Raw genomic sequence first — 20,442 nt, 5'->3', positions numbered from 1 at the left:
GCTTTATGCGATCTCTAGAGGGGGCGCACTCCCTGCGTCCCAAAAATCGATGTCATCCCGAGCGAAGCGAGGGACCCTGGGCCAGGTGCCGGAAGGGTCGCTCGCGATGCTCGGGATGACATTGTCTCTCGGAAGTCGCTTGGGGCGACCTCAGCGGTTGTGCGTACCGACGATCTTGTCGCCGTCGAGCTTGGTGAAGGGCACGAACGGCACGATCTTGCCGCCGTAGATGTCCTCGCGGCTCGTGGTGATGGAGCCGTCGGCGCCCTGCGTCTTGGTGACCTTGAGCACGCGCTGCGCGCCCGGCGGGCCGACCGGAATCACCATCAGGCCACCGGCCTTGAGCTGCTGCAGCAGCGGCGGCGGCACGTGGTCGATGCCGCAGGTCACGATGATCTTGTCGAACGGACCGGCCTCTTCCCAACCGTAGAAGCCGTCGGCCGTCTTGGTCTTGATATGCTTGTACTCGGTGTAGCCCTTTTCGATCAGCCGGTCGTAGAGCGCCCGCGTGCGCGAGGCGAGCGGCGCGATGATCTCGATCGTGTAGGCATTCTCGGTGAGGTTGGCGATATAGGCCGACTGCACGCCCGAACCGGTGCCGATCTCGAGCACCTTCTCACCGCGCTTCACGTCGATGACGTTGGTCATGCGGCCCTGGACGTGCGGGCCGGACATGGTCACGCCGTAACCGATGTCGAGGAAGGCATGCTCGTAGCCGCGCTTGGCGATCGCCGGGCTGATCGAGGCGAACTCTTCGCGCGGGGTGAGCAGAAAGGCGCGCATCGTCGCCTGGCCCCAGATGTCCTTGTTCCGGATCAGGGCCTGGAAACGGTCCCAGCGCTGGCCGAGGGAAACGGGATCCTCACCGCGGGCCTTGCCCCAGGCGATGAAGTTCTCGCGCGAGTCCATCGGCGGGTTGAGATCCCAGCTGTAGGGCTTGATCGTGGCAGCGATGGCCGGGGCGGCCAGGGCACCGGCGGCGAGCGCGACCGAGCCGGAGACGAAAGTGCGCCTCTTCAAGATGTTCCTCCTTGGCGCGGACCCGTTGAAACGAGGGGAAAAACCGCCGGAAAAGCCCGGCGGTTTGGGGGCAACCGCACGGCGAATAGATACGGGAATTGTGGCGGATTTGCCAGCGCGGCCATGCTAGGTCGTCGGTAACAAAGACGAATCAAGGGAGGAATTCATGGCTCGTATACTGTCTCGCCGCGCCGCGCTGGGCGCGGCCGCCGCCCTGCCCGCCGCAGCCTTGCTGCCTCGGGGCCTGCAGGCCCAGGCGGCGTGGAAGCCGACCCAGAACGTCCGCATGGTGTGCCCCGCCGCACCGGGCGGCACGACGGACATCGCGGCCCGCCTGCTGGCCACCCATCTCACCGAGGCCTGGGGCCAGTCCTGCGTCGTCGACAACAAGTCGGGCGCCGGCGGCGTCATCGGCTCGACCGAGGTCGCCAAGTCGGCTCCCGACGGCAACACGATCCTGATGGGCAACATCGGCCCGCAGTCGATCGCCTATTCGCTCTACCGCAACATGCCCTATACGCCGGCCAGCCTGATCCCGGTGTCCAATGCGATCACCGCGCCCAACGTGCTGGTCGTCCACCCGTCGGTGCCGGCCAAGACGGTGCCGGAGTTCGTGGCCTGGCTCAAGGCGCAGAACGGCAAGGCCTCCTACGCCTCGTCCGGCACCGGCCAGTCGCCCCATTTGTGCGGCGCCTGGTTCCTGCAGCTCACCGGCACGAAGGCCGAGCACATCCCCTATCGCGGTGCGGCGCCCGCGCTCGCCGACCTGACGGCCGGGGTCACGCAGTTCTTCTTCGACAATCTGACGACCGCCATCGAGTTCGTGCGCGCCGGCAAGCTGCGGGCGCTGGGCCTCACCTCGGCGCAGCGCAACCCGATGACCCCCGACTTGGTCCCGATCTGCGAGACCATGCCGGAGCTGAAGCCCTTCGACGTGTCGACCTGGTTCGGCGTCTTCCTGCCGGCCAACACGCCCAAGCCGATCGTCGATTCCCTCAATGCCCAGATGAAGGCGTGGCTCGCCGACCCGAAGACGCTGGAGCGCATCAAGGCCATGGCGGGCTTCCCCGCCTACGGCACGCCCGAGCAGTTCAACGCCTTCGTCACCGCGCAGATCGCGCAATGGAAGGGCGTCATCGACAAGGAAGGCCTCAAGCTCGACATGGGCTGAGCCTTCACATGATCTGGTTCACCACGCCGCCATCGACACGCATGGCGGCGCCCGAGGTGCCGGACGCGGCTTCGCTGCAGAGATAGACGCCCAGCGCCGCCACCTCCTCCGGTGAGGTGAAGCGGCGGATCAGCGTGGTCGGCCGGAAGTCGCGCAGGAAGCCCGCCTCGATCTCCGCGACACTCACGCCCGTGGCTTGGGCGCGCTCGGCGCGCATCCGGTCGGTATTCTCGGTGTGGGTCGGGCCCGGCAACAAGGCGTTCACCGTGACCCCCGTGCCCGCGAGTTCCATGGCGAAGCCGCGCGACAGGGAAAGCTGCGCGGTCTTCGTCATGCCGTAGTGGATCATCTCCTTGGGAATGTTCAGCGCCGATTCGCTGGAGACGAAGACGATACGGCCCCAGCCCCGCCCGGCCATCCCCGGCGCGTAGTGGCGCGTGAAGCGCACGCCACTCATGACGTTGACCTCGAAGAAGCGCTGCCATTCGCCGTCGTCGATCTCGAAGGCCGGCATGCGGCCATAGATCCCGAGGTTGTTCACCAGGATGTCGATCTGCGGCACCTGGCCGAACACGACCTTCGCGCCCTCTGCCGTGGCGCAATCCGCGGCGATACCCGTGACCTTGGCTTCCGGGACGGCTTCCCTGAGCCGCCTCAACGCGGCGTCGACGCCCGCCTGCCCGCGGCCCGTGATCACCACGCTCGCGCCTTCGGCGGCGAGACCCTTGGCGATGGCGTAACCGATACCGGCGGTCGCGCCGGTAATCAGCGCATGCTTGTTGGCCAGTCCCAGATCCATGGCATTCCCTCCATCCGCCGACGACGCCGTCACTATGCCTTCTACAACGAAAAACCGGTCAAGCCGTGCGAGCAGCCGCTTGATATGCAAATGACACTCGTTTGCATTTGATGTAGAAGTGGCGTCATGCCTGACATCACCCATGCGCGCGAGCCCCGTCTGCTGGCCCTCGACCAATTGCTGTCCCGCCGTTCGGCGGGGCCCCTGCAGGAGCCGGCGCCCGCCGGCGCCGACCTCGACCTGATCCTCGATGCGGGCCTGCGGGCCCCCGACCATGGGCGCCTGAAGCCCTGGCGCTTCGTCGTGATTCGCGGCGAGGCGCGCCTCGCCTTCGGCGAGCGGCTGGGCGATGCCGCCGCCGTGCGCGATCCGGCGAATGCCGAAGCCCTCGCCGAACGCTATCGCGCCTGGGTTCGACGGACGCCGATGCTGATTGCCGTCGGCGCCGTCGTGAAACCCGGCAACATTCCCGAGATCGAGCAACTGCTCGCCGCCGGCGCCGCCGCGATGAACATGCTGAACGCGCTGCACATGCTGGGCTATGGCGGCATGTGGGTGACCGGCCCCAATGCCTACGATCCCAACGTCAACAAGATGCTGGGCTTCGAGGCGCCGTCGCGCCTGGTGGGCTTCCTCACCGCCGGGACGCCCGCGCTCTCGACCGCACCGGTTCCGGCGCGGCCCGAGCGGGCCGCGCACGTTACCGATTGGACGCCCGACTGAGCCGGGCCGCGCTCTACTTGCCCGCGGCGTCGAGCGCCTGGGCCAGGTCGGCGAGGATGTCGTCGATGTGCTCGAGGCCGATCGACAGTCGCACATAGCCGTCCGAGACGCCGGTCGCGCGCTGCTCCTCCGCCGAAAGCTGCGAGTGCGTGGTCGAGGCCGGATGGATCGCGAGGCTGCGCGCGTCGCCGATATTGGCGACGTGATAGAGGAGCTTCAGCGAATCGATGAAGCGCCGTCCCGCCTCGCGGCCGGCCGCCAGCTCGAAGCCGACCAGCCCGCCATAGCCGCCCTTGAGATAGGTGTCGGCGCGTCGCCGACTCTCGCCGGTCTGCTGCGACGGGTGGATGACTTTGGCCACCTCGGGCCGCTTCGCGAGGAAGTCGGCGACGGCCTGGGCATTCTTCACATGGCGTTCCATGCGCAAGGTCACGGTCTCAATGCCCTGCAGGATCAGGAAGGCGTTGAACGGCGACAGCGCCGATCCCAGGTCGCGCAGCAAGGTCGTGCGCGCCTTGATGATGTAGGCCACCGGGCCGATCGGCTTCACCGCCTCGACCCAGACCGCACCGTGATAGCTGGGGTCCGGCGTGTTCAGCGCCGGCTGGCGCTTGGGATGCGCGGCCCAGTCGAAATTGCCGCCATCGACGATCAGGCCGGCGATCGAGGTGCCGTGGCCGCCGAGATACTTGGTGCCGGAATAGACGACCACCGCCGCGCCATGATCGAACGGCCGGGCCAGGAGCGGCGCCGCCGTATTGTCGACGATCAGCGGAATGCCCAGCGGCCGGCCGATGTCTGCCACCTCCCGGATCGGGAAGACCGCGAGCTTCGGATTGGGCAGCGTCTCGGCATAGTAGGCGCGGGTGCGGTCGTCGGTGGCGCGGGCGAAGGCCTGCGGATCGGCCGGATCGACGAAGCGGACCTCGATCCCCTGGTCCTTCAGCGTGTGGGCGAACAGGTTCCAGGTGCCGCCGTAGAGGTCGGTCGAACTCACGACATTGTCGCCCGCCTTGGCCAGGTTCTGGATCGCGAAGGCCGAGGCCGCCTGCCCCGAACTCACGGCGAGTGCCGCGGCACCGCCCTCGAGGGCCGCGACGCGCTGCTCCAGCACGTCAAGCGTCGGATTGCCGATGCGGGTGTAGATGTTGCCGAGTTCCTTCAACGCGAACAGGTTCGACGCATGCTCGGTGTCGCGGAACTGATAGGACGTCGTCTGGTGGATCGGCACGGCGACCGAGCCGGTCGTGGCATCGGCGCGCCAGCCGGCATGCAGCGACAGGGTCTCGGGATGGCGGGAGTTGGTCATGGTCGGCCTGCGGGGTTGCGGGGAGCGGCCAAACTCATGGCAAGTAGCGTCGCAGTCAAAGGGAATGGCTGCCGACGTCCGACGGGCGAACCACCGGTTCAGCCTCCCGGCCGCCACCGCCGCAGCAAAATATTTCCCTCTACCGCCCGGGTGAAGAGACCGGCTGTGCAGTGGGTGGCGGGAAGGCCGGCGGCGCCGGGTTGGCCTGCTTCAGCCCGCCGATCGGCACCGGCGGCGGCAGGTCCTCCTGTCGCCATCCGCCGCCCAGTGCCTTCACCAGGTTGGCGCTGGCGACCAGCCGGTTGAGGCGGATGGTGAGCAGCGTCTGTTCGGCGGACAGCGCCGCGGTCTGCGTCTGGACCACGGTCGTGTAGGGCACGGTGCCGACGCGATACTGATTGAGGGAGAGTCGCTCGGCTTCGCGGGCGGCGGCGACGGCGGCACGTTGCACCTGTTCCTGCTGCACGAGGATCCGCTGCTGGGCGAGCGCGTCCTCGACCTGCTGGAAGGCCGTCAGGATGGTCTGGCGATAGGTCGCGACCGTGGCGTCGTAGCCCGCGCGCGCGCCCTGGACCTGCGCGGCGATGCCGCCGCCGTCTACCAGGGTGCCGGCGATCTGCGGACCCACCGACCAGGCGGCGGTGCCGAGCTGCAGCAGCGACCCCAGGCCGCCGCTCAGGAAGCCGATCGTCGCGCCCAGCGAGATCTGCGGATAGTAGGCACCCTTGGCGACGCCGACCTGCGCATTGGCGGCCGCCATCTGGCGCTCGGCCGAGGCGATGTCGGGCCGCCGCTCCAGCAGGGTCGACGGCACGCCGGAATCGACCGTGGGCACGGTGAGCCGCGTCGTCGCTGGCTCGATGGTCACTTCCGACGGCGCCTTGCCGACCAGGAGCGCGATCGCATGCTCGAGCAGCGCACGGTTGATGCTTTCGTTCACGAGTTGGGCGCGCGTCTGCTCGTACTGGGTCTGCGCCTGCACGAGGTCGACCCGCGAGACGATGCCGGCGTCGACCTGGTTCTGCGCGATCTGCATCGAGCGCAGATAGGCCGCGACGGTTGCCTCATAGAGCCGCTTGCGATCGTCGGAGATACGCAGCGAGGCGTAGTTCGTCACCAGGTCGGTCTGCGCCGACAGGCGCGCATTGGCGAGATCGGCGTCGCTGGCCTGCGCCGCCGCCGAATCGCTCTCGACCTGGCGGCGCAACGTGCCCCACAGGTCGATCTCCCAGGTGAGCGTGCCGCCGGTCGAGAACTGGCCCACCGTAGAATCGGAGCGCGTCACCGTCGAGGTGGCGCTCGTGCCGGTGCCGCGCTGGCCGCCCGTGCCGGTCTGCTGGGCTGAGCCGGTGCCGGAGATGCTGGGATAGAGCACCGACTGGTCCTGGCGGATCAGCGCCCGTGCCCGCCGGTAGTTGGCCTCGAAGATCTTCAGGTTCTGGTTCGAGACGTCGACCTGGGCCGCGAGACCGTCGAGGGTCGGATCGCCGTAGACCCGCCACCACTGCCCGCGGTCCGCGCCGTCGCTCGGCTGGGCCGGACGGAAGAGAGAAGCCGCGCCCGGCGGCAGCTCCGCCTCCTTGTACTGTGGGGCCACGGCACTGGCCGGCGGCGCGCGCTCGTAGTCCGGCCCGACGAGACAGCCCGAGACCAGCAGCAGGGGAAGAAGCGCCGCGCTACGCCTCATGCCGGCACGCCGCCGCTACCCATCACGCGCGCGACGCGGCTTGGCTGGTCGCGGTCGCGGCGGCGGAAGCGGTCGAGATAGAGGTAGATCACGGGTGTTGTGTACAGGGTCAGGATCTGACTCACGATGAGGCCGCCGATAATCGAGATGCCGAGGGGTCGGCGCAACTCCGCGCCATCGCCATAGCCGATGGCCAGCGGCAGGGCGCCGAGGATTGCCGCCATGGTCGTCATGAGGATGGGCCGGAACCGCAGGATCGCCGCCTGATGAATGGCGACGGAGGGTTCGAGCCCCTCGCCGCGTTCGCGCTCCAGCGCCACGTCGATCATCATGATGGCGTTCTTCTTCACGATGCCGATCAGCAGCAGCACGCCGATCATGGCGATGATGCTGAATTCGACGCCCGACAACTGCAGTGCCAGCAATGCGCCGATGCCGGCCGACGGCAGGGTCGACAGGATGGTGATGGGGTGGATGTAGCTCTCGTAGAGAATGCCCAGCACGATGTAGACGGCCGCCAGCGCCGCCAGCACCAGCAGGAGCTGGTTGTTGAGCGACTGCTGGAAGGCCCGCGCCGTTCCCTGGAAGGCGCCGTGCAGGGTCGTGGGCACGCCGATCTCGCGCATCGTGTCGTTCACGTATTGAACGGCATCGCTCAAGGTCTTGCCCGGCGCCAGGTTGAAGGACACGGTGCTGGCCACGAACATGCTCTGGTGGTTCACGGCGAGCGGCGTCGTGCCGTAGTCCCAGCGCGTCACTGCCGAGAGCGGCACCAGGGTTTCGGGTGTCGTGCTCACCGCCGCTCCCGTCGAAGCCGAACCGCGGCCGCTGACGGCGATCTGGTTGGTGCGCAGGTTGCGGACCGCCTGCGCCGCATCGATGGTCTGCGCGCCGGTACCGGCCGCTCCGCTGGACGTGGATGTCGTGGTTGAAGAGGTAATGCCGCCCGTCGACTGCGTGCCGCTCACCGCACCGCCGGACTTGCTGACATAGATGTCCTTCAGCGATTCCGGGCTCTCCCACCATTGCGGCGCCACTTCCATGACCACGTGGTACTGGTTGAGGGCATTGTAGATGGTCGAGACCTGGCGCTGGCCGAAGGCGTCGTAGAGCGTCGCGGAGATGTTGCGCGTCGATATGCCGAGACGGCTCGCCGCGTCGCGGTCGATGGTCAGGTTGAGCTGCAGCCCGCGCTGCTGCTGATCGGAATCGACGTCGGTGATCACCGAGGTATCGGCCTGCAGCGCCTGCGTGAGCCGCGGCCCCCAAGTGTAGAGGTCGGACAGCGTATCGGCCTGCAAGGTGAACTGATACTGCGCGTTTCCCTGCCGGCCGCCGACACGGATGTCCTGCACCGCCTGCATGAACAGCATGGCGCCGGGGACCTGGTTGAGCTTCGGCCTGAGCCGCGCGATCACCTGGTCGGCCGTGACCTCACGTTCGCTGAGGGGCTTCAGGGTTGCGAAGAGAAAGCCGGAGTTCGTCTGCCCGCCGCCGGTGAAGCCGGCCACGCTTTCGATCGCCGGGTCGGACCGCACGATCTCGACGAACTGGCGGAACTTCCGCCGCATGGCCTGGAAGGAAATGCTCTGGTCGGCGCGGATGCCGCCCATGATGCGGCCCGTGTCCTGCTGCGGAAAGAAGCCTTTGGGAATCGTCACATAGAGATGGATGTTGAGCAGCACCGTCGCCAGGAAGACGAACATGGTGAGCAGCGGATGGCGCAGCACCAGCCCGAGGCTGCGGCCATAGAGGCGCTGCAGGCCGCCCAGGCCGCGTTCGCTGAGGCGGGCCAGGAAACCGGGCTCGCGATGGGCGCCCGGCGGCCGCAGCACGTAGGCGCACATCATGGGCGTGGTCGTGAGCGACACGACCATCGAGATCAGGATCGCCATCGACAGGGTCACCGCGAACTCGCGGAACAGGCGGCCGACGATGCCGCTCATGAGCAGGATCGGGATGAAGACGGCGATCAGCGAGACGCTCATTGACACGACCGTGAAGCCGACTTCGCGGGCGCCCTTGAGTGCCGCCTCCATGCGCGACATGCCGGCCTCGAGGTGGCGGGTCACGTTCTCCAGCACGATGATCGCGTCGTCGACGACGAAGCCCGCCGCGATGGTGAGCGCCATCAGCGACAGGTTGTTCAGGCTGTAGCCCAGCAGGTACATGCCGCCGAACGTGGCGACCAGCGACACCGGCACGGTCACCGCGGCGATGAAGCCGGCGCGCGCCGAGCGCAGGAACGCGAAGGTCACCAGCACCACGAGCACGACGCCGATCACCAGCGCCTGCTCGACCTCCTTGAGGGCGGCGCGGATCGTCGTCGTGCGGTCGCTCACGACCTGCAGCTCGACGTCGTTCGGCATCGAGGCCTGCAGCTCGGGCAGCAGCGCCTTTATCTCGTCGACCGTCTCGATGATGTTGGCGTTGGGCTGCTTGTAGATGATGACCAGCACCGAGCGCTTGCCGTTGGCCTGACCCTCGTTGCGGATGTTCTCGGTCGAATCGATCACCTCCGCCACGTCCGACAGCCGGACCGGCGCGCCGTTGCGCCAGGCGATGATCAGCGAGCGGTATTCGTCGGCGACGGTCGCCTGGTCGTTGGAGTAGATCTGGAAGCGCCGGTCGCCGACCTCGATGGCGCCCTTGGGCGAGTTGGCGTTGGCAGCGGCCAGCGCCGCCCGCACGCTTTCGAGGCCGATCCCGTATTTGTTGAGCGCCGTGGGGTTGAGCTCGACCCTGACCGCCGGCAGCGAACTGCCGCCCAGCTGCACCTGGCCGACCCCGCTCACCTGGCTGAGCTTCTGCTGCAGGATGTTGGAGCCGGCATCGAACAGCCGGCCCTGGCCCAGCGTGTTCGAGGTGAGCGCGATCACCATGACCGGCGCGTCGGCGGGATTGATCTTGCGGTACTGCGGATTGCTGCGCAGGTCGGCGGGCATGTCGGCGCGGGCGGCGCTGATCGCCGCCTGGACGTCGCGCGCGGCGCCGTCGATGTCGCGCGACAGGTCGAACTGCAGCGTGATGCGCGAATTGCCGACCGTGCTCGACGAGGTGATCTCGGTCACGCCCGCGATCGCGCCCAGCCGCCGTTCGAGCGGCGTCGTCACGCTGGTCGCCACCGTCTCCGGCGAGGCGCCGGGCAGGCTCGCCGTCACCTGGATGGTGGGGAAGTCGATCTTGGGCAGCGGCGACACCGGCAGGCCGAAGAAGGCCACCAGGCCGGCAAGCGCCAGCCCGATCGTCAGCAAGGTCGTGGCCACGGGGCGCGCGATGAAGGGCGCCGACAGGTTCACGGCGTGCCCTCTCCCGCCTTGGCGCGCAGCGGATGGAGCGGCGTATCGAGCGGCATGCCGCGCAGGCGGCGGCCCAGCCGGTCGAAGGCGAGATAGATCACCGGCGTGGTGAAGAGCGTCAGCAGCTGGCTGACGATCAGCCCCCCGACGATGGTGAGACCCAGCGGCTGGCGCAGCTCCGAGCCTGTGCCGGTGCCCAGCATCAGCGGCAGCGCACCGACCAGGGCCGCGACCGTCGTCATCAGGATCGGCCGGAAGCGCAGCAGGCAGGCCTGGTGGATCGCCTCCTTCGGCGCCTTGCCCTCGTTGCGTTCGGCGTCGAGCGCGAAGTCGATCATCATGATCGCATTCTTCTTCACGATGCCGATCAGCAGCACGATGCCGATGATGGCCACGATGCTGAGGTCGGTCCCGGCCAGCATCAGCGCGAGCAGCGCCCCAATGCCCGCCGACGGCAGGGTCGAGAGGATCGTGATCGGATGGATGTAGCTCTCGTAGAGCACGCCCAGCACGATGTAGACGGTGACGATGGCGGCCAGGATCAGCAGGAGCTGGCTGTCGAGCGACTTCTGGAAGGCCAGCGCCGCGCCCTGGAAGTGCGTCGTGATCGAGCGCGGCATGCCGATCTCGCGCTGGGCGGCGACGATGGCGTCGACCGCCTGCCCCAGCGCGAAGTCCGGCGCCAGGTTGAAGGAGATGGTGGTGGCCGGAAACTGGCCGAACCGGTCGAGTCGCAGCGGTGCGGTGCGCTCCTCGAACGTCGCGATGGCCGACAGCGGCACCTGCTTGCCGGCCGTCGAACTCGGCAGGTACAGGTCGTTGAGCGAGGCGAGCGAGCGCACCATCTCGGGTTCGACTTCGTAGATCACCCGGTACTGGTTGGACTGCGTGTAGACCGTCGAGACGATGCGCTGGCCGAACACGTCATAGAGCACGTTGTCGACCGTGGCGGCCGTGATGCCGAAGCGCGCCGCGGCATCCCGGTCGATCCGGATGAACATCGACAGGCCCTTGTTCTGCAGATCGCTCGTGACGTCGATCAGCTCGGGCTGCTTTGCCAGCCGGTCCATCAGGCGCGGCACCCAGACGTCGAACTCGGCGGCATTGGCCGATTCCAGGACGAACTGGTACTGCGTGCGGCTCACCGCCGAATCGATGGTGAGATCCTGGGCCGGCTGCATGAAGAGCGAGATGCCGCGAACGCCCGAAGTCTCCTGCTGAAGCCGGCGGATCACCTGGGTCGCCGTCAGCGTTCGCTCGCTGCGCGGCTTGAGGTTGATCAGCATGCGGCCCGAATTGAGCGTCGGATTGGTGCCGTCGACGCCGACGAAGGACGTCAGGCTCTCGACGTCGGGGTCCTTGAGGATCGCCTCCGCGAGCGCGCGCTGGCGCTCGCTCATCGCGGCGAAGGAGACACTCTGCGGCCCCTCGGTCACGGCCTGGATCAGGCCGGTGTCCTGCACCGGGAAGAAGCCCTTGGGAATGACGACATAGAGCGCGACCGTCAGCACCACCGTGCCCACGGCGACCAGCAGGGTGAGCGCCTGGTGCCGGAACACGACGATCAGGCAGCGGTCGTAGAACCGGATGACGCCGGAGAACCAGCCCGTCCCCATCGTCTCCGACTCCACGGCAGCCTTGGTCTCCGCCTGCGATGCGCTGGCGCCGTGGGGCCGCCGGCGCAGGAACTGGGCGCACAGCATCGGCACGAGGGTGAGCGACACGACGCCGGAGATCAGGATGGTGACGGACAGGGTGACGGCGAATTCGCTGAACAGTCGGCCCACCACGTCGCTCATGAACAGCAGCGGGATCAGCACGGCGATCAGCGAGACGGTGAGTGACACGACCGTGAAGGCGATCTGTTTCGAGCCCTTGAGCGCGGCCGTCTTCGGATCGTCGCCGCGCTCGATGTAGCGCGCGATGTTCTCGATCATGACGATGGCGTCGTCGACGACGAAGCCGGTGGCGATGGTGAGCGCCATGATCGACAGGTTGTTGAGGCTGAAGTCGGCGAGATACATCACCGCCAGCGTGCCGACCAGCGACAGCGGCACCGAGAGGCTCGGGATGACCGTCGCCCGCGCATCGCCCAGGAAGGCGAAGATCACCGCCACGACCAGGATGACGGCGAAGCACAGTTCTATCTGCACGTCGCGGACGGAAGCCCGGATGGTCAGCGTCCGATCGGTGAGAATGGTGATATCCAGCGAACTGGGCAGCGTTTCGCGCAAGGTCGGCAGCAGGGCCTTGATGCGGTCCACCACCTCGATGACGTTGGCGCCGGGCTGGCGCTGGACGTTGACGATCACCGCCTGCGTATTGTTCGCCCAGGCGGCGATGCGGGTGTTTTCCTGGCCTTCCTCGACCGTCGCCACGTCGCGGATGCGCACCGGCGCGCCGTTGCGATAGGCCACGATGATGTCGCGGAACGTTTCGGGATCGGTGATCTGGTCGTTGGCGTTGATGGTGAGTGCACGCGCCGGCCCGTCGAAGTTGCCCTTCGGCGTATTGACGTTGGCGTTGGAGATGGTGGTGCGCAGATCGTCGATGTTGAGGCCGTAGGCGGCGAGCGCGGTCGGGTTGGCGCGGATGCGGACGCCGGGCTTCTGGCCACCTTCGAGATTCACCAGGCCGACGCCCGGAAGCTGCGAGATCTTCTGCGCCAGCCTCGTGTCGACCAGATCGTGGACCTTGGTGAGCGGCTCGGTCTTCGAGGTGACGGCGAGCGTCAGCACCGGCGCGTCTGCCGGATTGAACTTGGCGTAGATCGGCGGCGACGGCAGATCGCCCGGCAGGAGATTGCCGGCGGCATTGATGGCGGCCTGGACCTGCTGCTCGGCGATATCGAGCCCGAGCTTCAGGTCGAACTGCAGGGTGATCGACGAGGCGCCGGCCGAGCTGGTCGACGTCATCTGGTTGAGGCCCGGCATCTGCCCGAACTGGCGTTCCAGCGGCGCGGTGACCGACGTCGTCATCACCTCGGGGCTGGCACCGGGATAGATCGTGAGGACGCGGATCGTCGGATAGTCGACCTGCGGCAGCGCGGAGAGCGGCAGGAAGCGGTACGCGATGATGCCGACCAGCATGATCGCGACCATGAAGAGCGAGGTCGCGACCGGTCGCTCGATGAAGATCCGCGACGGATTCATGTCGCGACGACTCTACTGGTTGGTTTGCGTGGCCGGACGGCCGACGCCGCTGCCGGGATTGGCTCCACTACCACCGTTGGCCTGCTGACGCCGGCGCTGGCCCTCGGCCGGGGCGTCCGGCGGCGCGTTGGCGACCGGCGGTCCCGCCGAGGCGCGCGGCGCCGGCGTCGGCTTGCGGATCTTGGCGCCATCGCGCAGCCGATCGACGCCGTCGATCACGACCTGGTCGCCGACCTTGAGGCCCTTGAGGATCGCCACCTTCTCGCCGTCGGTCACGCCAAGTTCCACGACCCGGATCTCCACCGAATCGTCGGCCTTCGCCAGGTAGACGAAGGTGCCGGGCTGGCCGCGCTGGATCGCGGCGACGGGCACGACGACGGCATCCTTCACCGTGTCGGCCAGCAGGCGGACGTTCACGAACTGGTTGGGGAACAGCGATTCGTCGGTATTGTCGAAGATGGCGCGCAGCTTCACCGTGCCGGTCGTGAGGTCGATCACGTTGTCGGTCGTGTCGAGGCGGCCGACGGCCAGCTCGTTCTTCTGCGAGCGATCGAGCACGCGCACTTCGAGGTTTTCGCCGGTCTTCAGCCGTTGCCGCACCAGCGGTAGGGAATCCTCGGGGATCGTGAACAGGACCGAGATCGGCTGCACCTGGATGATGACGCAAATGCTGCTGGCATCGCCCATGGTGACGTAGTTGCCCTTGTCGACCATGCGCAGGCCGATCTTGCCGGTGAGCGGCGCGACGATTTTTGTATAGGTGACGTTGAGCTTGGCGGCGTCGACCTGTGCCTGGTCGATGACCAGCGCGGCCTCGTACTGGCGCACCAGCGACATCTGCGTGTCGTATTGCTGCCGCGCGATCGAATCCTGCTGCACCAGCTTGCGATAGCGCTCGAGATCCATCTGCGCGTTCTTGAGCAGCGCCTCGTCGCGCTGCTGCTGGCCGATCGCCTGCTGCAGGGCGACCTCGTAGGGGCGCGGGTCGACCTGGGCGAGCAGCTCGCCCTGCTTCACCATCTGGCCTTCCTGGAAATAGACCTCGGTCAGCTGGCCGGTGATCTGGGTCTTCACGTTGACGGTCTGGAGGGGCGTCACCGTGCCCAGCGCGCGCAGCACGATGGGGATTTCACCCTTGGCAGCGGTGGCCACGCCCACGGGGACCGCCGCGCCCGCGGCAAACCGCCCGGCAGCCGGACGAGCAGGCGGCGCCGAGCCCGACTGCGAAATGTACCAGCCCGCGCCAGCCACCACGGCCAGCCCGAAACCGATCCCGAGAAGGGTTCGCAGCCGCTTCATTCGTCTCATACACCCCAGAAAATTCAGCTCGTTTCACATACGAGCTGACGTCGCGGAGTCTCCCCCACGTAAGTGGCAGACGCAAGGCGACAGGCGCTGACCGGGGAGTGCAACGTCCGAGAGGCCGAAAAGACCCCTCGGACCCCGAACGAAAGCCCCCTAGTCGGCGGGCTTGTCCTCGACGTAGAGGCTGCCGCCGCCGGCCCGGAATTTGGCGCTCATCTCGTCCATGCCCTTCTTCGCATAGTCCCGGATGTCCTGGGTGATACGCATGGAGCAGAACTTCGGACCGCACATCGAGCAGAAATGCGCGGTCTTGTGGGCTTCCTTGGGCATGGTCTCGTCGTGGAACTTCTCGGCCGTGGCGGGATCGAGCGAGAGATTGAACTGGTCGCGCCAGCGGAAGTCGAACCGCGCCCGGGACAGGGCGTCGTCGCGCAGCCGGGCCGCGGGATGGCCTTTGGCCAGATCGGCCGCATGAGCCGCTATCTTGTAGGTGATGACCCCGACCTTCACATCATCTCGATCCGGCAGGCCGAGATGCTCCTTGGGCGTCACATAACAGAGCATCGCCGTGCCGAACCAGCCGATCATCGCGGCGCCGATGCCCGAAGTGATGTGGTCGTAGCCGGGCGCGATGTCGGTGACGAGCGGCCCCAACGTGTAGAACGGCGCTTCGCCGCATTCGCGCAGCTGCTTGTCCATGTTGGCCTTGATCTTGTGCATGGGCACGTGGCCCGGCCCTTCGATCATGACCTGGCACCCCTTCTCCCAGGCGACCTTGGTGAGTTCGCCCAGCGTCTCCAGTTCGGCGAACTGCGCGGCGTCGTTGGCGTCGGCGTTGCAGCCCGGCCGCAGCCCGTCGCCCAGTGAGAACGAGACGTCGTACTTGCGCATGATGTCGCAGATGTCGCCGAAGTGCTCGTAGAGGAAGCTCTCGCGATGCTCGGTGAGGCACCATTGCGCCATCATCGAGCCGCCGCGGGACACGATTCCGGTGACCCGGCTGGCCGTCAGCGGCACGTGCGCGAGGCGCACACCGGCATGGATGGTGAAGTAGTCGACGCCCTGCTCGGCCTGTTCGATCAGCGTATCGCGGAAGACTTCCCAGGACAGCTTCGTCGGATCGCCACCCACCTTCTCCAGCGCCTGGTAGATCGGCACCGTGCCGATCGGGACCGGCGCGTTGCGCACGATCCATTCGCGCGTGTCGTGGATGTTCCGGCCGGTCGACAGGTCCATGACGGTGTCGGCGCCCCAGCGGATCGCCCACACCATCTTCTCGACCTCCTCCTCCATCGACGAGGAAACGGCGGAGTTGCCGATGTTGGCGTTGATCTTCACCAGGAAGTTCCGACCGATGATCATCGGTTCGAGTTCGGTGTGATTGATGTTCGCCGGGATGATGGCGCGTCCGGAGGCGATCTCCTGGCGCACGAACTCCGGTGTGATGAAGGCGGGTAGCGCCGCGCCGAAGCTCTCGCCGTCGGCCAGCCGCGCCTCGGCCTCGTCGAGGACCTGCTTGCGGCCCAGATTCTCGCGCGCCGCGACGTAGATCATCTCCTTGGTGATGACGCCGGCACGCGCCCATTCGAACTGGGTGATCGGCTTGCCGTCAATGCCGCGCAAGGGCCGCGGCGTATGGGGAAACGGCCGCAGCACGGATTCCTTCACGTTGCCGTTGTCGATCGGCTGGATGGCGCGGCCGGCATAGTCCTCGACACCGCCGCGCTCGAGGACCCAGGTGCGCCGCGTCTGGGCGAGGCCCTTGCGCACGTCGATCGCAGTATCGGAGTCGGTGTAAGGACCGGTCGTGTCGTAGACGCGCACCGGAGGCTCGGCGGCCGACGACAGCTCGATCTCGCGCAGGGGCACGCGCAGGTCGGGCGCGGCCTCGGGCGTTGCATAGACCTTGCGGGATGCAGGCAGCGGCCCCGTCGTGACGGTCGGGGCGATGGCGGTGACGATGGTGTCCATGATGGATCTCCCGTGGCTGGTTGGCAGACGGAGATCCGGTGTTGTCGCGCAAAGGATGTATCCATTCCCTTCGCCGGCATGACCCGGATCAGGTTCAAAGGGTCACCGCGCCGACGCCAGTTGGACTGGCGACCATCGGTATCTCAGCCCCTTGTCGGGACCCCCCTTGGACAAGGAACAGCTTAGGTCGCCGGACAGACGATCACAAGCTTTTGCAAAATGTCCCGCCAATTGCGCAATTCCTTAACCCCCGCCTTCTAGCGTCCCGCTCCGCAAGGATCGGGGAGTATCGATGCGCACCACGAGGTTCGCCGGTGGTTTGGTCTTGGCCCTGCTGGCCCTGCCGGCGCCGACCGTCCTTGCCCAGACGCGCGAGCCCTCGCCGGAGGTCCAGCCTGCCGATGGGCTCAAGGGGGAACTGCAACGCTTCCTCTACGATGAAGCGACGGCCGTCCTGCATCTGCGCAGCTATCTGTTCGACCGCCAGAACCAGAAGCCGCCCAGCCTGGCCGCCGCCGTCACCGGCGGTTGGGTGGGCCTGCAGACCGGATGGTTCTACGATACGCTGCAGCTCGGTGCGGTTGGCTACACGACGCAACCGGTCTGGGCGCCGCAGGGCCGCGACACCACCTCCGACGGCACCTCGCTGCTCAAGCCGGGAGGATATGGCTACTTCACCCTTGGCCAGGCCTACGCTTCGGCCCGCTGGAACAAGCAGACCGTCACGGTCTTCCGTCAGTATCTCGACGAACTCGAAGTGAATCCACGCGACGACCGCGAGATTCCGCAGACGTTCGAGGCCTATGCGCTGCGCGGCGCGCTCGGGCCGGTCAACTATTTCGCGGGCTACGTGGCGGCGATGAAGCCGCGCGACTACTCGGCCTTCATCAACATGGGCGAGGCGGCCGGCGCGCCGAACGCGAACAAGGGCATGGCCCTGTTCAGCGCCAAATACGGCAGCATGAACGACCTGCAGGTCCGCGCCTCGACCTACTATGTCCCGGACATCCTGTGGTCGAGCTACGCCGATGTCGGCGGCACGATCAAGGTGAACGAAGACCTTCGCGTCCAGCTCGCCGCACAATTCGCGGTGCAGGGCAGCAACGGCATGAACCTCCTCACCGGCCAGCCCTTCAGCACCTTCTGGGGCGGCTTCCGCGCCGACGCCTTCTGGGGGCCGATGGCTTTCCGCGTGTCCTACACGCAGATCGGCTCGGCCGCGGCTTGGCGGAACCCCTACGGCATCTTCATCGGCTACAACAAGATGCAGTCGCTGGACTTCAATCGGGCCGGCGAGATGGCGGTGACGGCAGGCGCCAGCTACGATTTCAAGGGCGCTGGTCTTCCCGGCGTGATCTTCCTCGCGACGGCGACCTACGGCGGCAACTCGGTCAATCCCCAGACGCACTCGTCGCTGTCCAACAACTGGGAATACGATCTCGAACTGGCGATCCGGGGCGACGCCATGTCGAGCGCGCCCGATTGGCTGAAGCCGTTCAACCTGCGCAACCGCGTCGCTTTCGTGGACCAGTACCTCAACAACACGGTCACCTCCTATACGGAGTACCGCGTGCAGCTGAACTACGAACTGACCTGGAAGGGCCCGCGCCTGCGCCAGTGACGGCGCCGATCTCGCATCTTTGTCGTCCTGAGCGCAGCGAAGGACCTAACGGAACGACCAGACGGCTACTTTGCTTGCGTGAGATCCTTCGCTTCGCTCAGGATGACAAAAGCTACACGACCAGAGCGCTGCGCATCTCGGCGATGTCGGCGTCGGAATAACCGGCTTCCTTCAGCACCTCGTCGGTGTGCTGGCCGAGCGTGGCCGGCGGGCGGTCGATCGAGCCGCCGCCATGTTCCAGCCGGAAGCCCGAGCCGACGACCTTGATGGGCCCATGCTCGGTCTCGACAGTCTGCAGCACGGTACGGTGCTTGAAGAGGTCGAGCTGTGCGGTCTCCGGAATGCTGTGGACGCGGCCGGCCGGCACGTCGGCCTTGGCGAAGCGCTCGATCCAGGTGGCCGAGTCCTCGGTCTTCATGGCGCCTTCGACGATCTCGTGCAGGGCGGTGTTGTTGGCGATGCGTGTGCCCCAGTCGACGAAGCGCGGATCGTCCAGCACCTCCTCGCGGCCCAGCACCTTCATCAGGCGCTTGAACTGCGGATCGGTCATGACGGCCAACACGATCCAGCCGTCCTTCGTCTTGAAGAGATTGCCCGTGGGCTTGCGCGTCACCGACAGGTTGGCGGCCTGGCCATGGACCCGGCCGGTCATCAGGTGCTCGGTGAACTGCTGGGCGAGATAGCCCATCACCGCGTCGATCATGGCGACGTCGACGAGCTGGCCCGTGCCGGTGTGCGTGCGCTGGTACAGCGCCGAGGCGATGCCCAGCGCCGCCGTCGCGCCCGACATCACGTCGGCGCCGGCGAAGCCCACGCGGGTGGGGCCGTTGTTCTCGAAGCCGGTGATCGACATCAGCCCCGACATGGCCTGGATCATGCCGTCGAAGGCCGCGGTCTTGGACTCAGGCCCGACCTGGCCGAAGCCCGACACGGCGCAATAGATCAGCCTCGGATTGATCTTCTTCAGCGTCTCGTAGCCGATGCCGAGCTTGTCCATCACGCCCGGCCGGAAATTCTCGACGACCACGTCGGCCGTCTCGACCAGACGCTTGACGACCTCGATCGCCTTGGGCTGTTTCAGGTCGAGCGTGATCGAGCGCTTGTTGCCGTTCACCGCGACCCAGGGCGCCGCCAGCCCGCGCTTCTCCCAGTCGTTGGACCGGGTGCCGAAGCGCATGTCGTCGCCTTCACGCGACTCGATCTTGACCACGTCGGCCCCGAGCAGGGCGAGCTGGTAGGAGCTGTAGGGCCCCGCCAGAACGCGCGTGAAATCGACGACCTTTACGCCCGTGAACGGCTTGCTCATGTCACTCCTACGCCACGCCCGCCTGCTTGCGCTGGTTGAGCGCGACCTGCTTCACCTTGTCGAATTCGGCACGCCGCTTGGCGACCTCTTCGGGGCTCATGCGCTCGATATTGTTGTAGTCGTTCTTCCAGTCCCCGTCTTCGGTCCAGCGCAGCGGCGACTGAACCGTCGTGCGCGGACCGACGGCGCTTTCCAGCACCTTCAACGCCAGATCGAGCGTAAAGCGCTGGGTATCGGGCTCGTGCGGCTTGCCGCAGGAATTGCCGAGCGGGAAATCGCTGAACAGGAAGCGGGGCACGCCCACCCATTCGACGATGTCCTTCGCCGCTCCCATCACCACGGTGGGGATGCCGTTCCGTTCCAGATATCGTGCGACCAGACTCACGGTCTGGTGACAGACGGGTCAAGTAGGGACGAGCAGGGCGGCGTCGACCTGGTCCTGCCGGCAGCGGGCCAGGATCTCGGGCGCATCGGTTTCGAGGGTGACGCGCTGGCTGCGGTTGGTCGGCGCCCCGTGGAAACGGGCCGCCAGCTTGAAGCGGCCCTCCCCGGCAAACTCGCGCATCAGCGGCAGCGGGAACCAGGTGTTGCTGTCCTTCGCCGTCGTGTGCTTGCGGTCGTAGCCGATATGGGAAATGCGGGTGTCGTGATCCTGGGACGTGTCGCCTGAATAGACCGAATAGAACTTGGCGCCGGCATTGTAGAGCGCACCAGGCCCCTGATCGCCCTTGTCCGGCTGGTACGGCGCCGCCGTCGAGATCAGCGCCAGGGTGCTGTCCTTCAACGGCTTCTTCAGCGGCTGGAAGGGCGCGTCGGTGTAGTGCGCCCAGCGGTAGGGATTGTCGTATCCCAGCGCGAGATAATACTCGCGAGTGCGGCGCATGTATTCGAGCGGGGTGTCGAATTCCGGCGCGAAGTTCATCGTGTCGACCATGACCGAAAACTGAGCGCTGGGGCGTGCGAAGTCAAACGTGCAGACGCCGGTGTTCGCAGGACGATATGTCGGACAGGCAAGACAGAGCCGGCGTTCCAGCCGTTGGGAAACCTGACCCCGATGTAACCGCCCGGCCATAGTGCGG

The 20,442-nt window shown here is 66.8% G+C and carries 13 protein-coding genes and 1 riboswitch; of the genes, 3 read left to right on the top strand and 10 right to left on the bottom strand.

Features of this window, described 5'->3' with window-relative positions; translation table 11 throughout:
- Window positions 1-150: 150 nt before the first annotated feature.
- Window positions 151-1,020 carry a protein-L-isoaspartate O-methyltransferase family protein gene (locus ACO07K_RS26250; RefSeq protein WP_422033167.1) on the bottom strand — a complete coding sequence of 290 codons (870 nt, stop codon included), beginning with the start codon at window positions 1,018-1,020 and terminating at the stop codon, window positions 151-153.
- Window positions 1,021-1,186: 166 nt separating this feature from the next.
- Between ACO07K_RS26250 and ACO07K_RS26245 the strand changes: the two genes are divergently transcribed.
- On the top strand, window positions 1,187-2,191 hold the full coding sequence (locus ACO07K_RS26245) for a Bug family tripartite tricarboxylate transporter substrate binding protein (RefSeq protein ID WP_422033165.1): 1,005 nt from the start codon (window positions 1,187-1,189) through the stop codon (window positions 2,189-2,191).
- 4 nt (window positions 2,192-2,195) lie between these two features.
- Here the strand turns inward: ACO07K_RS26245 and ACO07K_RS26240 are convergent, their stop codons facing one another.
- Window positions 2,196-2,990 carry an SDR family NAD(P)-dependent oxidoreductase gene (locus ACO07K_RS26240; protein ID WP_422033163.1) on the bottom strand — a complete coding sequence of 265 codons (795 nt, stop codon included), beginning with the start codon at window positions 2,988-2,990 and terminating at the stop codon, window positions 2,196-2,198.
- 126 nt (window positions 2,991-3,116) lie between these two features.
- Here ACO07K_RS26240 and ACO07K_RS26235 point away from each other — a divergent pair, with 126 nt between their 5' ends.
- A complete protein-coding gene (locus ACO07K_RS26235) occupies window positions 3,117-3,713 on the top strand; it encodes a nitroreductase family protein (RefSeq protein WP_422033161.1) in 597 nt (198 codons plus the stop codon).
- 13 nt (window positions 3,714-3,726) lie between these two features.
- Here the strand turns inward: ACO07K_RS26235 and ACO07K_RS26230 are convergent, their stop codons facing one another.
- The 6 genes from ACO07K_RS26230 to thiC all read right to left on the bottom strand — a co-directional run bounded on the left by ACO07K_RS26230 (window position 3,727) and on the right by thiC (window position 16,436).
- Window positions 3,727-5,022, bottom strand: a complete 1,296-nt coding sequence (locus ACO07K_RS26230; RefSeq protein ID WP_422033159.1) for an O-acetylhomoserine aminocarboxypropyltransferase/cysteine synthase family protein — start codon at window positions 5,020-5,022, stop codon at window positions 3,727-3,729.
- A gap of 139 nt (window positions 5,023-5,161) precedes the next feature.
- On the bottom strand, window positions 5,162-6,709 hold the full coding sequence (locus tag ACO07K_RS26225; protein ID WP_422033157.1) for an efflux transporter outer membrane subunit: 1,548 nt from the start codon (window positions 6,707-6,709) through the stop codon (window positions 5,162-5,164).
- Window positions 6,706-10,008, bottom strand: coding sequence for an efflux RND transporter permease subunit (locus tag ACO07K_RS26220; protein ID WP_422033155.1), 3,303 nt, complete (start codon window positions 10,006-10,008; stop codon window positions 6,706-6,708). Before ACO07K_RS26220 ends, ACO07K_RS26225 begins: the two co-directional genes overlap by 4 nt.
- Window positions 10,005-13,160 carry an MdtB/MuxB family multidrug efflux RND transporter permease subunit gene (locus ACO07K_RS26215; protein ID WP_422033153.1) on the bottom strand — a complete coding sequence of 1,052 codons (3,156 nt, stop codon included), beginning with the start codon at window positions 13,158-13,160 and terminating at the stop codon, window positions 10,005-10,007. Before ACO07K_RS26215 ends, ACO07K_RS26220 begins: the two co-directional genes overlap by 4 nt.
- Before the next feature lie 12 nt (window positions 13,161-13,172).
- The gene (locus ACO07K_RS26210) at window positions 13,173-14,459 is read right to left on the bottom strand and encodes an MdtA/MuxA family multidrug efflux RND transporter periplasmic adaptor subunit (RefSeq protein WP_422033151.1); all 1,287 of its coding nucleotides are present in this window, start codon (window positions 14,457-14,459) and stop codon (window positions 13,173-13,175) included.
- Window positions 14,460-14,618: 159 nt separating this feature from the next.
- Window positions 14,619-16,436, bottom strand: a complete 1,818-nt coding sequence (thiC, locus tag ACO07K_RS26205; protein WP_422033149.1) for a phosphomethylpyrimidine synthase ThiC — start codon at window positions 16,434-16,436, stop codon at window positions 14,619-14,621.
- A 47-nt stretch (window positions 16,437-16,483) separates the two neighbouring features.
- Window positions 16,484-16,613: riboswitch (TPP riboswitch) on the bottom strand.
- 115 nt (window positions 16,614-16,728) lie between these two features.
- Between thiC and ACO07K_RS26200 the strand changes: the two genes are divergently transcribed.
- Entirely contained in the window at window positions 16,729-18,057 is a 1,329-nt protein-coding gene (locus ACO07K_RS26200) for an OprD family outer membrane porin (RefSeq protein ID WP_422033147.1), read from the top strand.
- Window positions 18,058-18,169: 112 nt separating this feature from the next.
- On the opposite strand, the gene ACO07K_RS26195 is transcribed toward ACO07K_RS26200, so the two are convergent.
- Window positions 18,170-19,363, bottom strand: a complete 1,194-nt coding sequence (locus tag ACO07K_RS26195) for a CaiB/BaiF CoA transferase family protein (RefSeq protein ID WP_422033145.1) — start codon at window positions 19,361-19,363, stop codon at window positions 18,170-18,172.
- A 7-nt stretch (window positions 19,364-19,370) separates the two neighbouring features.
- Entirely contained in the window at window positions 19,371-20,297 is a 927-nt protein-coding gene (locus ACO07K_RS26190) for a glycine/sarcosine/betaine reductase selenoprotein B family protein (RefSeq protein ID WP_422033143.1), read from the bottom strand.
- Window positions 20,298-20,442: the final 145 nt, after the last annotated feature.

The sequence above is a fragment of the Reyranella sp. genome (genome assembly GCF_965228225.1).
Classification (GTDB): Bacteria; Pseudomonadota; Alphaproteobacteria; order Reyranellales; family Reyranellaceae; genus Reyranella.
This window is presented reverse-complemented; position numbering and strand designations above follow the sequence as displayed.

Bases quoted from the DNA above. Each gene is read 5' to 3' on its own strand.
- ACO07K_RS26245 (WP_422033165.1), top strand. From the start codon at position 1,187: ATGGCTCGTATACTGTCTCGCCGCGCCGCGCTGGGCGCGGCCGCCGCC.
- ACO07K_RS26215 (WP_422033153.1), bottom strand. From the start codon at position 13,160: ATGAATCCGTCGCGGATCTTCATCGAGCGACCGGTCGCGACCTCGCTC.
- ACO07K_RS26240 (WP_422033163.1), bottom strand. From the start codon at position 2,990: ATGGATCTGGGACTGGCCAACAAGCATGCGCTGATTACCGGCGCGACC.
- thiC (WP_422033149.1), bottom strand. From the start codon at position 16,436: ATGGACACCATCGTCACCGCCATCGCCCCGACCGTCACGACGGGGCCG.
- ACO07K_RS26225 (WP_422033157.1), bottom strand. From the start codon at position 6,709: ATGAGGCGTAGCGCGGCGCTTCTTCCCCTGCTGCTGGTCTCGGGCTGT.
- ACO07K_RS26230 (WP_422033159.1), bottom strand. From the start codon at position 5,022: ATGACCAACTCCCGCCATCCCGAGACCCTGTCGCTGCATGCCGGCTGG.
- ACO07K_RS26200 (WP_422033147.1), top strand. From the start codon at position 16,729: ATGCGCACCACGAGGTTCGCCGGTGGTTTGGTCTTGGCCCTGCTGGCC.
- ACO07K_RS26195 (WP_422033145.1), bottom strand. From the start codon at position 19,363: ATGAGCAAGCCGTTCACGGGCGTAAAGGTCGTCGATTTCACGCGCGTT.
- ACO07K_RS26235 (WP_422033161.1), top strand. From the start codon at position 3,117: ATGCCTGACATCACCCATGCGCGCGAGCCCCGTCTGCTGGCCCTCGAC.
- ACO07K_RS26210 (WP_422033151.1), bottom strand. From the start codon at position 14,459: ATGAAGCGGCTGCGAACCCTTCTCGGGATCGGTTTCGGGCTGGCCGTG.